The sequence below is a fragment of the Paraburkholderia sp. RL17-347-BIC-D genome, from assembly GCF_046027915.1.
In the GTDB taxonomy this organism is placed as follows: Bacteria; Pseudomonadota; Gammaproteobacteria; order Burkholderiales; family Burkholderiaceae; genus Paraburkholderia.
On sequence record NZ_JARESS010000022.1, the window covers coordinates 109713 to 123402 of the forward strand.

Below are 13690 nucleotides of genomic sequence, written 5' to 3' on the forward strand. Positions count from 1 at the left end.
AGAATTTCGCCCCGTCGCAATCAATCTTGATTATGATAATCAATATATATTGATTTCTTCGGTTTCCGCACTTTTCCATGCCGACCCATGCCGACTTCAAACTCCCTGACCGCCGCTGAAGCCGCCGCGACACTCGGCATCAGCTTGCCCACGCTCTACGCGTATGTGAGCCGCGGCATGCTGAGTTCGTCGCCGGATGCGCAGGGCAAGCATCGTCTCTACGACGCCGGCGAAGTGCGACGCCTCGCGCGCCGCAAGGAAGACGGCAAGCGCGCGGGCAAGGTCGCGCAGAAGGTGTTGGACTGGGGCGTGCCGGTGCTCGAATCGTCCATCACGCTGGTCGCCGATGGGCGTCTGCTGTATCGCGGGCACGATGCGATCGAACTGGCGCAAAGCGCGTCGCTCGAGGACATCGCGGCACTGCTGTGGGAATGCAGCACAAGGCGCATTACCGATGCGCCGGCCGTGCCGTTCGCCACCGCCCAGTGGGCCGCGTGGCTCAAGCTCTGGGGCGACAGCACGCCGCTCGATCGCGCGCTCGTGCTGTTGCCGGCCGCCGCGGCGCAAATGCCGCGGGTGTGGGCGCTCGGCCGCGATGCGCAACTCGATACGGCCTGCGCCGTCATGCGCCTGCTGGCCGCCGCGATGATCTCGGCGGCGCCGTCGAACGAACCGCTGCATCGGCAACTGGCTTTAGCGTGGCATGTGCGTAACCGCCAGCAGGCCGGCTTGCTGCGCGCGGCACTGGTGGCCTGCGCGGATCATGAATTGAATGCGTCGACCTTCACGGTGCGCTGCATCACGTCGACGGGGACGCACCTGTTCGGCGCGGTGGCGGGCGGTCTCGCCGCCTTGTCGGGACCGCGGCATGGCGGCGAAACGGTGCGCATCGCCGCGCTGCTCGAAGAAGCGTCGCGCGCGCCGGATCTCGACCGCTATCTGGCGAACCGTCTCGCCCGCGTCGAACACGGCGCGCATGGGCCAGTGCTGTCGGGCTTCGGTCACCAGCTTTATCCGGACGGCGACCCGAGGGCGCGGCTGTTGTTGGCCATGCTCGCCGACTGCGCGCCGGCGCGTTCGCCGTTGCCTGAAGTGCTGGGACTCGTGCGCACGGTGCGCGACACGACCGGCGCGGAGCCGACGGTGGACTTCGCGCTCGCCGCCATCGAGCGAGTGCTGGCGTTGCCGGCTGGCGCCGCCTTCACGCTGTTCGCAGTCGGCCGAGTGGTCGGCTGGATTGCGCACGCCATGGAACAGACGCGCGACGGCCGCCTGATCCGGCCGCGCGCGCGTTACATCGGGGAATATGAGGCTGCCGGGCCGGACTGAGGCGCCGCAAACCCGCCTGATTCGCTCGACGAATCGTCAGACCGCGCCGAGCCAGCGCGGCAGCCAGTTCAAGACCGGCGTACCCAGCATCGGCTTCGTTGCGGTGCGCTCGGAGCCGCTTGCCAGCGCAAAGCGCGCGCCGGTCTGCCCCGCGCTGATCCACGCCACTGCGCGACGCGGCAGTTCGATCGACTCGCCGGTAGCGAGCCAGTGATCCTCGCTGTCGCCTGCGATAGTCAGCCAGATCTCACCCGAGATCACCTTGAAGATCGACGGACGCGCGACACGCCAGGCCGTCGCGGGCTCGCCATGTTCCAATTCGAAAATCCGGACTTCACGCATCGCGCTCTCCTTCAAAGAACTTTTCTGTTGCACCGATTATTGACGTGCGATGATCAGATACCAATGCACAGTTCCGAACACTTCCGTCGGAACTGTTCAGTCGAAAAACCGGACAGTTAGCGCGGGCAGCATGTTTTTTAGCGCCGAGTTCGAGCGCATCCGGCCTGCGATTCGGTGAAGGTAGATCCTCATGAAACTCGAAATCCAGCTCGATCGAGACAACGGCGTGCCGCTGACCGAGCAGATCGTCACCGGCGTCACGACGTGGATCCGCTCGCGCATCGCGCACCCCGGTTCAAAGCTGCCGTCGATTCGCCAGTTCGCCGCCAACTACGGCGTGAGCCGCTTTCCGGTGATCGAGGCTTACGACCGGCTGGTGTCGCTGGGCTACGTCGACTCGCGCCACGGCTCCGGCTTCTATGTCGCCGACCGCCAGCCGGCGGGCACGCACTGCCAGGGCTCCTCGGATCCCCGCCGCGCCGAGGACGAGTCGGACCATCTCCTGCAGCAGTTCAACCATCCGGGCGAAACGCTCAAGCTCGGTAGCGGCTTCATCCCTGAAGCGTGGCGCGACACGGACAGCATCGCGCAGGCAATCCGCCACGTGTCGCGCACCGATCTCGCGAGCATGGTCGATTACGCCACCCCGCTCGGCAACCTGACGTTGCGCGAGCATCTGCAAAGCCGCATCGGCCAGTTGGGGATTCAGGCTGACACGTCGCAGATCCTCATCACCAACGGCGCAAGCCAGGCGCTCGATCTGCTGATGCGCTACATGCTCAAGGCAGGCGACACGATCTTTGTCGAAGACCCCGGTTACTACAACCTCCACGGTCTGCTGAAGCTGCACGGCGTGAAACTGGTCGGCATTCCGCGCACACGCAACGGTCCCGATCTGGATGTGATGCAGGAGCAGTTGAAGTCGTATCGGCCCAAGCTGCTGTTCATCAACACCGTGTTCCACAATCCGACCGGCACCAATGTGGCGCCGCCGGTTGCCTTCCGGCTGCTGCAACTGGCGCGTGAGCACGGCTTCTCGATCATCGAAGACGATATCTACGCCGATTTCCAGACCGACCTCACCGATCGGCTCGCCACGCTCGACCAGCTCGAACATGTGATCTATGTGGGCGGGCTGTCGAAGACGCTGTCGTCGTCGCTGCGGATCGGCTGTGTGGTCGCGAGCCACGCGATCATCAAGGATCTGGTCGACATCAAGATGCTGACGAGCATCGGCGGCTCGCGTTTTGCCGAAGCGGTCGCCGTGGCGATGCTGGAGCGCGGCGCGTATCGCAAGTATCTGGAGCGCCTGCGTCGGCGTATGCGCGATGCGCTCGGCTCGACCATTCAGACGCTCGAAGACGCGGGTTGGGAAATTTTCGACAAGCCCGTGGGCGGGAAATTCGTGTGGGCTCGCGTGCCGCATGTCGCCAATGCGGAACGGCTGGTGGAATGCGGCGTGCCGCTGGGGGTGACCGTCGTGCCGGGCAATCACTTCCGGCCGAATATGGAAGTGAGCCCGTGGACCAGGATTCACATCGCATTCGGTAATGACCCGCGTGCGCAGGCGTTCTTTCGCGCCGCGGCGGCGTTGCCGGCGTCGGAGTGAGTTCTGAATGAGCGCCGGCCCGCGCTTTTCCCTAGAATAGCGAGTCCCAGCCCGTCCCTGCGCGCCTAGCCGCCCTCCATGTCCACGCCGACTCCGCCCGCCACCACGCCCGGTACGTCCAGTACACCTTCGCCCCGCTCGCTCACCGTGATGCTGTGGGTCGTCGCCACTGGCTTCTTCATGCAGACCCTCGACTCGACCATCGTCAACACCGCGCTCCCCGCGATGGCGACGAGCCTCGGCGAGTTGCCGCTGCGCATGCAATCGGTGGTGATCGCCTATTCACTGACGATGGCCGTGATGATCCCGGTGTCCGGCTGGCTCGCCGACAAGCTCGGCACGCGACGCGTGTTCTTCAGCGCGATCCTCGTGTTCGCCGTCGCCTCGTTACTATGCGCAAACGCGCATACCTTGAACCAGCTCGTGGCCTTCCGCATCATGCAGGGCGTGGGCGGGGCGATGCTGCTGCCGGTCGGGCGGCTCGCCGTGTTGCGCACCTTTCCGGCCGAACGCTATTTGCCGGCGCTCTCGTTCGTGGCGATTCCGGGTCTCATCGGCCCGCTGATCGGCCCCACGCTCGGCGGCTGGCTCGTGAAGATCGCCTCGTGGCACTGGATCTTTCTGATCAACGTGCCGGTGGGAATCGTCGGTTGCATCGCCACGTTCATCTACATGCCGGATAGCCGGAATGAACACGTCGGCAAGTTCGACATGAAAGGCTATCTGCTGCTGATCGTCGGCATGGTGGCGATTTCGTTCGCGCTCGACGGCCGCACCGAGTTCGGCATTCAGCACGCCACGGTGCTGGTGCTGCTGATCCTCAGCCTCGCCTGCTTTGTCGCCTACGGCTTGCACGCCGTGCGCGAGCCCACGCCGATTTTCTCGCTCGATCTCTTCAAGATCCACACCTTCAGCGTCGGCCTGCTCGGCAATCTGTTCGCGCGGATCGGCAGCGGCGCGATGCCCTATCTGATCCCTCTACTATTGCAGGTGAGCCTCGGCTATAGCGCGTTTGAAGCCGGCATGATGATGCTGCCGGTGGCGGCTGCGGGCATGGCGTCCAAACGCCTGGTGACGAGCCTGATCATCAAGCACAGCTATCGGCGCGTGCTGATCATCAACACGGTGCTGGTCGGCTTGACCATGGCAAGCTTCGCGCTCACTACCGCGAACCAGCCGCTGTGGCTGCGGCTCGTGCAACTGGCGTTCTTCGGCGGCGTCAACTCGATCCAGTTCACCGCGATGAACACGTTGACGCTCAAGGACCTGGGCACCGGCGGCGCGAGCAGCGGCAACAGCCTGTTTTCGCTGGTCCAGATGCTTTCGATGAGTCTCGGCGTGACGGTGGCCGGCGCCCTGCTCGCGACCTTCACCGGCCTGCTGCCGCGCGTGACGGCCGCCAATTCGCTGCCCGCGTTCCACGCGACCTTCCTGTGTGTCGGCATCATCACGGCAGGCTCGTCGTGGATCTTTGCGCAACTGTCGCCGGACATCCGCACGCCCGCGAAAAAGACCGATCCTTCCGAACGGACCTGATGCGGGTCTACCCGGCTGCGCGCCCGCCACCGACCCGCAACGGGGCGCGGGCCGCACCAGCGAAGTGCGAACCGTCGCCTTCGCACCCGTGCTGGCGCACAATCGTCTAATCTGAGTGTGACAATCGGGCATGCGTGCTGTGTTTCCGCACGCGCATAGTTCTTGCTCGCCAATCCTGTAAACTCACATCTTGCGCGTGCGAACTTGTGTCGAGCATGCAGGCGCGCAGCCACCTCCACACGACTGACATGATGAGCATGATCGAACTCGATCCTCCCGGCTTCCAGCCACCGCGCCCGATGGCCGGCGACGAAGGCTCCCGGCGCACCGTTCTGTACGGCGGCTACACTGTTTTCAGCGTGTTCCAGCCGGTTTTCTCCGTGTCGCACCGGCGCGCGATCGGTTATCACGCGTCGCTGCGCGCCCATGACGAACACGCGCTGCAAGTGCCGTCCCACGAGGTTTTCACGCAAGCCGCACGACGCGGCGACCTGCTCGAACTCGGGCGGCTCGCCGAATCGCTGCATCTGGGCAACTTCAACGCGTTCGACAGTCACGACGAATGGCTCTTCCTGAGCCTGCACCCCGCCGCGCTGATGGACACCAGTTACGGCGACGCGCTGCTCGCAGGCCTCAAGGCGCTCGGCCTGCCGCCGCAGCGCGTGGTGCTCGAAGTGTCCGAACAGGCGGGCGGCGAAACCACGCGCTTTGCCGAAATCGTCGACGCGCTGCGCAAATCCGGCTTCCTGATCGCGCTCGACGGCTTCGGCGCGAAGCATTCGAACATTGACCGCGTGTGGAATCTGCGGCCGGACATCGTCACTCTCGACCGCTGCATTCTCGCGCAAGCCAGCGAACATTCGCACATTGAACGCGTGCTGCCGGGCCTCGTCTCGCTGCTGCACGAATCCGGCCAACTGGTGCTGATGGGTGGCCTGAGCACCGAACGCGACGCGCTGATCGCGCTCGAATGCAACGTGGACTTCGTGCAAGGCGCGTTCTTCGCGGGCCCGAGCGTCGAACCGGTCAAGCCGCAAGCGGCGGCCGGTTTGATGGACTCGCTTTCCGCGGCGCTGCGCGAACGGGTCACCGCGCGCGAACACGCACAATCGGCACGGCTCGCACCGTATGTCACGGCGCTCGAGACGGCCGCCGCGCAACTGGTGGCCGGCGAGTCGGTCGCGCAAGCCACTGCGCCGCTTCTGATGCTCGGCGAGACGGCACGCTGCTTCGTGCTCGACGGGTCGGGCCGGCAGATCGGCGACAACGTGCTCCCGCCGGGGCGCGCCTCGCAACGCGCCAAGCGTTTCCGTCCGCTGCTGCATTCGGAAGGCGCAAGCTGGGAGCGCCGGCCATACTTCATCCAGGCGATGCGCACACCCGGCCACGTGCATCTCACGCCGCCTTATCTATCCATCAACGAAGCGCATCTGTGCGTGACCGCCTCGATCGCCGCGCACACGCCGACGGGCACGCAGGTGCTATGCGTGGACATCAACTGGGAAGTCGCAGCCCACCGCAACTGAGCTCATGGCGCTCTGCTGGATCCGTGCGAGCAGTTGCGAGACTGCCGCGCGGCCCAGCATGCGGTTGGTGGCTCGCAGACGCGCCGCGCTGGTCACCACGCGCATCGCCACGATCTTCGTGGAGCCATCCGCCAGGCTATTCGTGGACACGTCGAGTACTCCGACCACCTCGCCCTCGAAGAGCACGGCGATACACAATGTGCCCGCCACCGATACCGTCTCGGCGTTGCTCGCGTGTTCGACGAGCGACGTTACCGTATCCATCCACCCTGCCACCGCCGGTTCAGACGTGCTCACCGGCGCGCACACAGGCGCGTCGCTGACGACTTCCGGCGCGTCACTAAAGAGCCGCAACAAGCCGACTCGATCCTGCGCCTCCAACGCCGTGCGCAAGCGCTCGACGATCCGCGCATGCGCTGCGGGATCGGCGGGCTCCACCGGTGCACCCGCGCGTTGCAGGCGCGCCTTGGCCCGATGGACGATCTGCCGGCAGGCCGCCGGCGTTCGCTCGAGAATGGCCGCGATCTCCGCGTAGTCACAATCAAACGCTTCGTGCAGCACGAACGCTGCCCGTTCGTCCGGTTTCAGACGCTCGAGCAGCAGCATCACGCCATAGGACATCTCCGCCGCGCGCAAGGCCAGTTCTTCGGCCGATGGCGCCACCTCGTCGAGCCACAGCTCCGGCAACCAGCCGGCGGCCTGCGACGCGCGTTCGCGCTGCACACGCCGCAGCCGGTCGATCGCCACGCGCGTGGTGATCGTGGTGAGCCAGGCGACAGGTAGCTGCACCTCCTGCGTGTCCGCGAGGTGCCATTTCAATCCGACGTCCTGCACCACGTCTTCCGCTTCGGCGCGGCTGCCGAGCATCCGGTACGCCAGCGCGAGCAGGCGGGCGCGCACGGCCTCGAAGCTGGATGCCTTGTCGATTCCTTGTTCTGTCATACGTAGACCTCCAGATCGTGCGTGGTGAAAAGCGCGCGGCGCCCTGCCTGCGAAATGATCCGGGTGCGCGCCGACATCCTGATTCTTTTCGTCTTGACGGCTGGGCATCGAGCGATGTGACAGGTCCGCAAAAAAATATTTCTGTCACGGCGCCCTGTGTCCCGTCGTCATAGGGACAACAACCAGCGCAAGGAATGCGCAGGTTACGGAACGGCTAAGGCGCAGCCTGGAGGCTTCGCGCCATGAAGCCACACGCTCCGCACAAACCGCGGTCACCCAGACCGCATACGCGAGGTCAATATGCAGTCCAGCCATTCAACCATCACCGGCCTTGGCCTCGTGCCCACCGTGATCGAACAGTCCGGCCGCGGCGAGCGCGCCTACGACATCTATTCGCGCTTGCTGCGCGAGCGCATCGTGTTTCTGGTCGGGCCCGTCAACGAGCAATCGGCCAGTGTGATTGTCGCCCAGTTGCTGTTTCTGGAGTCCGAGAATCCCGACAAGGATATTTCTTTTTACATCAATTCGCCGGGCGGTTCGGTGTACGACGGCCTCGCGATCTACGACACCATGCAATTCATCAAACCGGAGGTATCGACCTTGTGCACCGGCTTCGCCGCGAGCATGGGCACCTTTCTGCTGACAGCCGGTCAACGCGGCAAACGGTATGCCTTGCCGAACGCGCGCATCATGATTCATCAGCCGTCGGGCGGCAGCCAGGGCACGGCGGCGGACGTCGAGATTCAGGCGAAGGAAGTGCTCTATCTGCGAGAGCGCCTGAATGCGATAACGGCCGAGCGCACCGGGCGCAGCATCGAGGAAATCGCCCGCGACACCGACCGCGACAACTTCATGTCGGCGCAGGCCGCGAAGACGTACGGTCTCGTCGATGAAGTGCTTGAAACACGCGCGGCGCTGAATGTCGCGCCGTATCACCAGGATAGGTAGCACGGTGGCCCGTGTGGTCACCCACTGCGAACCAACGCCGTAGGGCTGTAACGCTGAGACTGTTTAGGCACGGTGTCGGCATGCCTGCAAGAACCCTGGAGAACGTCACAAAAAGCGCGCGCCGTCGGGGGTTCGCGCCGCCCGTATCGGTGCGCCCGGAACACAAAAGCTGATCACCTCCGCTGGAATCGCTATCATGGTCGCGATTCGTCCAATTCGACGATCGCTTCAATGGAGATATACATGGCGTCATCCAACGAAACTGTCAGCATGGCGCTATTCTGCGACTTCGAAAACGTCGCGCTCGGCGTGCGTGACGCGAAGTACGACAAGTTCGATATCAAGCTGGTGCTCGAACGTCTGCTGCTCAAGGGCAGCATTGTCGTGAAGAAAGCATATTGCGACTGGGACCGCTACAAGAGTTTCAAAGGCGCGATGCACGAGGCCAATTTCGAATTGATCGAGATTCCGCACGTGCGCCAATCGGGCAAGAATTCCGCCGACATCCGGCTCGTGGTCGACGCGCTCGACCTCTGCTACACGAAATCGCACGTCAATACATTCGTGATCATCAGCGGCGATTCGGATTTTTCGCCGCTGGTGTCGAAGCTGCGTGAGAACGCCAAGCAGGTGATCGGCGTCGGCGTGCAGCAATCCACGTCCGATCTGCTGATCGCGAACTGCGACGAGTTCTTCTTTTACGACGACCTCGTGCGGGAGAGTCAGCGCACGGTCGCCAAGCGCGAGTCGTCGCGCCCGCAACAGTCCGCCCAGCCGGCGGCCAAACGCGCGCCCGACGAGGAGAAGACCCGCAACAAGGAAGACCTCGAGAAACGCCGCACCAAGGCGGTCGAAATCGCGGTGCAAACGTTCGACGCGCTTGCGTCCGAACGCGGCGATAGCGGCAAGATCTGGGCGTCGGTGCTGAAGAACGCGATCAAGCGCCGCAAGCCGGATTTCAACGAAACGTACTACGGCTTTCGCGCTTTCGGCAATCTGCTCGAAGAAGCTCATGCTCGCGGGCTGCTCGAGTTCGGCCGCGACGAGAAGTCGGGCGCGTATGTGTATCGAAGCACCGCCGCGAATGTGGCCGGCGACAACACGGGCGAGCCCGTCGAAGTCGTGGAGTCGGCGGAACAGTTGTATGAGGCGCAGGTCGCCGAAACGGTGATCGCCGAGTCGGGTGGCAAACACGAGTCGCGCCGTCGAGGACGAGGCAATCGCAAAGCAGGACGCGGCCAGCAGGAGACCGTGTACGAAGAGCGTACGACCGTCGAAAATGGCGGTGGCGCTCAGGCTCAAGCGGACGATGTGCGCGAGCAAGCGCCGGAAAATGCTGAGTTCGCTTTTGAACTGCCGGAAGCGCCTTTCGCGGAGGCTGAAACCGCGAACGCTGAAGAATCCGGTGGCTCGGAGAGGTCGGCAGAAGCAGACGAGCGAGAGACGAGCGGCAAGCAACCCAAGCGCCGCAGCGAACGCGCGCCGCGCAAGACGGCTGCGAAGCGAGCAAAGAAAGCTGCGCCGCGAAGCATCGACGATATTCCGGAGATCGCAGCGCCCGCTGAAGCGCCGGCCGCTTCTGCCACAGCGGAAGAAGCGCCTGCGCCGGCAAAAAAGGCCGCACGCAAGTCGGCGCCGCGCAGTCGTCGTCCGCGTAAGACGGCCGCTACGAGCGATGCGGAGTGAGCGTGATATCTGGCGCGGTGTGTAGCCGTGCCGATGTCGCTGCAACTGCATTAGCCCAGCGCCAAACAGAAAGCCCCTGCTCCGCAAAAAAAGGAGCAAGGGCTTTTTCATACCGCGATCCAGATAACCCGCAAGCCAATCACCGACACCCACGCGAACACACTCAACTACAGCCGCATCTCACCCAACGCGAAACCATCCCCCTTCCGCTTACAACAACCCAAACACCGCCACCCCATTAGTAGCGCCGACATACACCTTCCCGCGCGCAATCATCGGCGTGATGAATTTATTGCCCGCGCCCCATTGATCGCGCGTGCCGGCCTGGTTGCTGTTGTACAACTCGACGGCGAGATTGCCCGCGTTGTACGCGTGTAACGCGCCGGTCGTGCCGTTTTCCGCCGCCCAGACTATGCCGTTGCTCGCGCCGTTCGCCGACACAGCCGGTGTCGCGCCCGGATACGGGAAAGTGGTCGGACTCCTCGACGCCGCGGTAGTCGCAAGGAACGCCCCCGAGACCGGCAGCGCCTTCAGGTTGTCGTTCAGCCCGCCGTAATAGACCACGCCGTTGTAGTAAGCCGGCGATCCCCAGATGCCACCCGCCAACGTGCCGATCAACTCCTGCCAGATGTTGTTGGCCGTCGGGTTGAATTTGCCCATCGAGTCGCGATCGACGACGTAGATGCGGTTGTCCTTGCCGGCCGCCACCGCGAGATGCTTGACGACGCCTCCTGTCGTGGTCTGATCCGGCAACACCATGGCGCCGCCCGAGCCGAAATCGTTGTCGGTGGCCGCTTGCGTGACCACGTCTGACATCGCGAAGTAATCGGTGACCTGCAGGTTGCCCAAGGAGAGCTTCATCATCGAGTCGCCGAAGTCGCCGTCGACGGGAAAGCCCTGCGCATTCAGCGTGGTGCCGAACGTGCCGTTGCCGTCCACGACGTAAAGCGACGTGCCGTCCGACGCCATGCCCGAGCCGGCCATCCAGATCGACCCTTGACTGCCGTTCGGCGTGATGTTGATCACGCTGGTCTGTTTCAGCGTGTCGGCGCTATAGGCCATCATCCAGCCGGTGTACGAGCCCCCCATGCAGTGCGCGGTCCAACCCATGTAGATGTTGCCGCCGACCAGCGTAAGTGCCGCGCGCTCCGTATGCAGCGACGGGTTGAAGGTAATCACCCCGTTGACGCTGCCCGCGCCGTTGCCCGGATAAGTCGCCGCGATTTCCGTCGGACCGCCGAGCACTTCGGCGCCGGTCGCCAGATCGAGCGCATGCAGCCGGTGATGGTAGCCGCCGCCACTGTCTTTCGTCATCGCCACGGCATACAGCACGCCATTCGTGCCGCGACTGCGGTCGATGACCGGCGTCGACGTAATGCCGATCTCAGGGGTGATGTCCTGGCATCCGTGGTCGTCGCTGGGCGTTTCGCCGCTGCCGATCAGCGAGACTTTCCACAGTTGCGCGAAAGATGTGGCGTCGTAGGCGTAGACGCTATCGTGTTCGGTGACCACGTAGACCACGTCGTGGGCCGTGCCGCCGATCGACAGGCTGGTGACGAAGAGCGGCTGTCCGTCGACCTTGCCGTCCGCGGCAAGAAACGCGACCTTGCCGAAACTCGCCGAGTTGACGTTCGCCGGTGTAAGCGTGGTCTCGGCGAGCATCTGACCAGTGCGGCCGAGATCGTTGTGATGCATGAGGACGTCGGTGGCGTAGGCCGTCACCGCTGCCGGTGTGTTGCCCGTGCCGGTCGTTCCGGTGCCGGTGCCCGTGCCGGTGGTCGAACCCGTACCGCTACCGGAACCTGTATCCGAGCCGCTCGACGTGCCACTTCCGCTCGCCGACCCCGACGTGGCGCCCGAACCACCGCCGCCACACGACGCGAAACAGGAGGCGACGGCAATCAGCGCCACTACCGTGCCCCGACGGGTCCATGCGCCGAGCCCGGATGTCTCAGCGCCAGCTTGCGAGATTCGCATTTTCGCCTCGCCTCTTGAACGATGCGACGGTCAGCTCCGCACAACCAACGGTGCGCGCCGTGACTCACGTCGCGTGCCGCAAGAGAGGAGCCCGCCACGCGCGTCTCCCGCTCGCTGAACACAGTCATCGCCCTTACGGCTGATTAACCGTACGCTGTTTGCAAAGGCGTTTATCGCCATCGTGTCGCCTCTCTCCGCCATACGAGGCAATACGTGACGGCGATACGATTCAGTGGCCCCGGACGCTCGGCGAAATTCGATCAGTAGTACGGATAGGGCGCATACATTACCGGCGGCGGCCCGTAATAACGGGGCGGCGGAGCAACATATACCGGTTGCGGCGCATAGACCGGCATCCGCGGCTGCGAAATCGTGTTGCCCTTGGATACCATGCACTGCGCGTACGCCGCGTCGTACTGCGCCTGGAGGCTACCGCCCGCGTACTGTGCGCCGTTGGCGCCGGTCGCGCCGCCGATCAGCAAGCCGCTGCCCGCGCCAATGGCCGCGCCCGCGCCGGGATTGCCTGCCGCTGCGCCAAAGAGCGCACCGACAGCGGCACCGCCTAGCGTGCCGATAGCCGCGCTATTGACGCTGTTCGTGGTCGCGGCCTGCGAGGCGCCGGTGGCGTTGGTCGAGCGATAAGCGTAGTCGCGGCAGTTGTAGTCGTCCTGCTGGAACTGATTGAGCGGCTCGCCGCTGCGCGGCAGCGCGACGATGGATGGACCGCTCGGCGGCACCACCGCGCAACCGCCGAGGAGCGCCAGTGCGACCGCAGCCACAGGCAATGCGACGCGTATCGATTGAGGACTTGAGATCATGGTGGCGCACGTTTCTTCATAGGGGAAACATACGTTAGGCCAATTTGCGGGCGCTTTGTTTACGAGATAGTTACCGTATTTTTTCCGCCTGCATCTGGACACGCTGTCGGCAGGCTGAATGCGAATTGGAAGCCGGCGTGCCGTTACCAACTGTGACAAAGATTCATGCGCCGCGGCGTGTGAAAAGCAATCCTATGCATCTCGGGCGCGAGCCCCGTCGAGACCCTTCGACGCACTGACGCGCGACAGCAAGCCACGCCAGGGAAAAGAAAAGCCCTCGCATTTGAGGGCTTTTCTTTCCTGCAATGGCTACGGAGTTCGACGATCAACGCCGCGACCGGATCAGCCAGCCGGCGGCGCCAGTTTCAAACTCACCGGCAATCTCACGCGAAGTTCTTCGACGCGAATTCCCAGTTGACGATGTTCCAGTACGCTTCGACGAACTTCGGACGCGCATTGCGGTAGTCGATGTAGTAAGCGTGTTCCCACACGTCGATCGTCAGCAGAGCCTTCGCGTCGGTGGTCAGCGGCGTAGCGGCGTTGCTCGTCGACACGAGGTCGAGCGAACCGTCGGCCTTCTTCACCAGCCATGCCCAGCCCGAGCCGAACGTGCCGACCGCGGTCTTGGCGAACTCTTCCTTGAACTTGTCGAACGAACCCCACTTGGCGTTGATCGCGTCAGCGAGCGCGCCGGTCGGCGCACCGCCACCTTGCGGCGACAGGCTGTTCCAGAAGAACGTGTGGTTCCACACTTGAGCTGCGTTATTGAACACGCCGCCCGATGCCTTCTTGACGATTTCTTCGAGCGACAGGTTCTCGAACTCCGTGCCCTTGATCAGATTGTTCAGGTTGGTCACATAGGTCTGGTGATGCTTGCCGTAGTGATACTCGAGCGTCTCTTCCGACATGTTCGGCACGAGTGCGTTTTTCGCGAACGGCAGCGGCGGGAGCGTATGTTCCATGGTGCTTTCCTTCTG

General features: G+C 63.9%; 11 protein-coding genes. 6 read left to right on the plus strand and 5 right to left on the minus strand.

Annotated features, from left to right (window positions below; all coding sequences use genetic code 11):
* The first annotated feature begins 87 nt into the window (after window positions 1-87).
* Window positions 88-1329 (plus strand): citrate/2-methylcitrate synthase, encoded by a 1242-nt coding sequence (locus P0D96_RS26945; protein ID WP_408179813.1) that lies wholly within the window; start codon window positions 88-90, stop codon window positions 1327-1329.
* 36 nt (window positions 1330-1365) lie between these two features.
* Here the strand turns inward: P0D96_RS26945 and P0D96_RS26950 are convergent, their stop codons facing one another.
* Window positions 1366-1671, minus strand: coding sequence for a DUF2917 domain-containing protein (locus P0D96_RS26950; protein WP_408286782.1), 306 nt, complete (start codon window positions 1669-1671; stop codon window positions 1366-1368).
* A gap of 190 nt (window positions 1672-1861) precedes the next feature.
* On the opposite strand from P0D96_RS26950, the gene P0D96_RS26955 reads away from it, so the two are divergent.
* From P0D96_RS26955 to P0D96_RS26965, 3 genes are all read left to right on the plus strand, one after another.
* Window positions 1862-3280 (plus strand): aminotransferase-like domain-containing protein, encoded by a 1419-nt coding sequence (locus P0D96_RS26955; RefSeq protein WP_408316386.1) that lies wholly within the window; start codon window positions 1862-1864, stop codon window positions 3278-3280.
* Window positions 3281-3430: 150 nt separating this feature from the next.
* On the plus strand, window positions 3431-4816 hold the full coding sequence (gene mdtD, locus P0D96_RS26960; protein WP_408316423.1) for a multidrug transporter subunit MdtD: 1386 nt from the start codon (window positions 3431-3433) through the stop codon (window positions 4814-4816).
* A 251-nt stretch (window positions 4817-5067) separates the two neighbouring features.
* The gene (locus P0D96_RS26965; RefSeq protein WP_132373366.1) at window positions 5068-6342 is read left to right on the plus strand and encodes an EAL domain-containing protein; all 1275 of its coding nucleotides are present in this window, start codon (window positions 5068-5070) and stop codon (window positions 6340-6342) included.
* Here P0D96_RS26965 and P0D96_RS26970 read toward each other — a convergent pair.
* Window positions 6298-7284, minus strand: a complete 987-nt coding sequence (locus P0D96_RS26970; protein WP_408316388.1) for a sigma-70 family RNA polymerase sigma factor — start codon at window positions 7282-7284, stop codon at window positions 6298-6300. The two genes, P0D96_RS26965 and P0D96_RS26970, sit on opposite strands and share 45 nt — an antisense overlap.
* 300 nt (window positions 7285-7584) lie before the next feature.
* Between P0D96_RS26970 and clpP the strand changes: the two genes are divergently transcribed.
* Together clpP and P0D96_RS26980 are read left to right on the plus strand one after the other, a co-directional pair.
* Window positions 7585-8232 carry an ATP-dependent Clp endopeptidase proteolytic subunit ClpP gene (gene clpP, locus P0D96_RS26975; protein WP_408286776.1) on the plus strand — a complete coding sequence of 216 codons (648 nt, stop codon included), beginning with the start codon at window positions 7585-7587 and terminating at the stop codon, window positions 8230-8232.
* Window positions 8233-8475: 243 nt separating this feature from the next.
* Entirely contained in the window at window positions 8476-9918 is a 1443-nt protein-coding gene (locus P0D96_RS26980; RefSeq protein ID WP_408316390.1) for an NYN domain-containing protein, read from the plus strand.
* 210 nt (window positions 9919-10128) lie between these two features.
* Here P0D96_RS26980 and P0D96_RS26985 read toward each other — a convergent pair whose 3' ends face one another.
* The 3 genes from P0D96_RS26985 to sodB form a co-directional block, all read right to left on the minus strand.
* Window positions 10129-11895 carry a PQQ-binding-like beta-propeller repeat protein gene (locus P0D96_RS26985; protein ID WP_408316392.1) on the minus strand — a complete coding sequence of 589 codons (1767 nt, stop codon included), beginning with the start codon at window positions 11893-11895 and terminating at the stop codon, window positions 10129-10131.
* 260 nt (window positions 11896-12155) lie between these two features.
* The gene (locus P0D96_RS26990) at window positions 12156-12713 is read right to left on the minus strand and encodes a glycine zipper family protein (RefSeq protein ID WP_132373361.1); all 558 of its coding nucleotides are present in this window, start codon (window positions 12711-12713) and stop codon (window positions 12156-12158) included.
* Between the two features lie 383 nt (window positions 12714-13096).
* Entirely contained in the window at window positions 13097-13675 is a 579-nt protein-coding gene (sodB, locus tag P0D96_RS26995; RefSeq protein ID WP_132373360.1) for a superoxide dismutase [Fe], read from the minus strand.
* Window positions 13676-13690 lie beyond the last annotated feature (15 nt).

Coding starts and splice junctions, on each gene's coding strand:
- P0D96_RS26945 (WP_408179813.1), top strand. CDS start 88: ATGCCGACTTCAAACTCCCTGACCGCCGCTGAAGCCGCCGCGACACTC.
- sodB (WP_132373360.1), bottom strand. CDS start 13,675: ATGGAACATACGCTCCCGCCGCTGCCGTTCGCGAAAAACGCACTCGTG.
- P0D96_RS26950 (WP_408286782.1), bottom strand. CDS start 1,671: ATGCGTGAAGTCCGGATTTTCGAATTGGAACATGGCGAGCCCGCGACG.
- P0D96_RS26990 (WP_132373361.1), bottom strand. CDS start 12,713: ATGATCTCAAGTCCTCAATCGATACGCGTCGCATTGCCTGTGGCTGCG.
- mdtD (WP_408316423.1), top strand. CDS start 3,431: ATGCTGTGGGTCGTCGCCACTGGCTTCTTCATGCAGACCCTCGACTCG.
- P0D96_RS26985 (WP_408316392.1), bottom strand. CDS start 11,895: ATGCGAATCTCGCAAGCTGGCGCTGAGACATCCGGGCTCGGCGCATGG.
- P0D96_RS26965 (WP_132373366.1), top strand. CDS start 5,068: ATGAGCATGATCGAACTCGATCCTCCCGGCTTCCAGCCACCGCGCCCG.
- P0D96_RS26955 (WP_408316386.1), top strand. CDS start 1,862: ATGAAACTCGAAATCCAGCTCGATCGAGACAACGGCGTGCCGCTGACC.
- clpP (WP_408286776.1), top strand. CDS start 7,585: ATGCAGTCCAGCCATTCAACCATCACCGGCCTTGGCCTCGTGCCCACC.
- P0D96_RS26980 (WP_408316390.1), top strand. CDS start 8,476: ATGGCGTCATCCAACGAAACTGTCAGCATGGCGCTATTCTGCGACTTC.
- P0D96_RS26970 (WP_408316388.1), bottom strand. CDS start 7,284: ATGACAGAACAAGGAATCGACAAGGCATCCAGCTTCGAGGCCGTGCGC.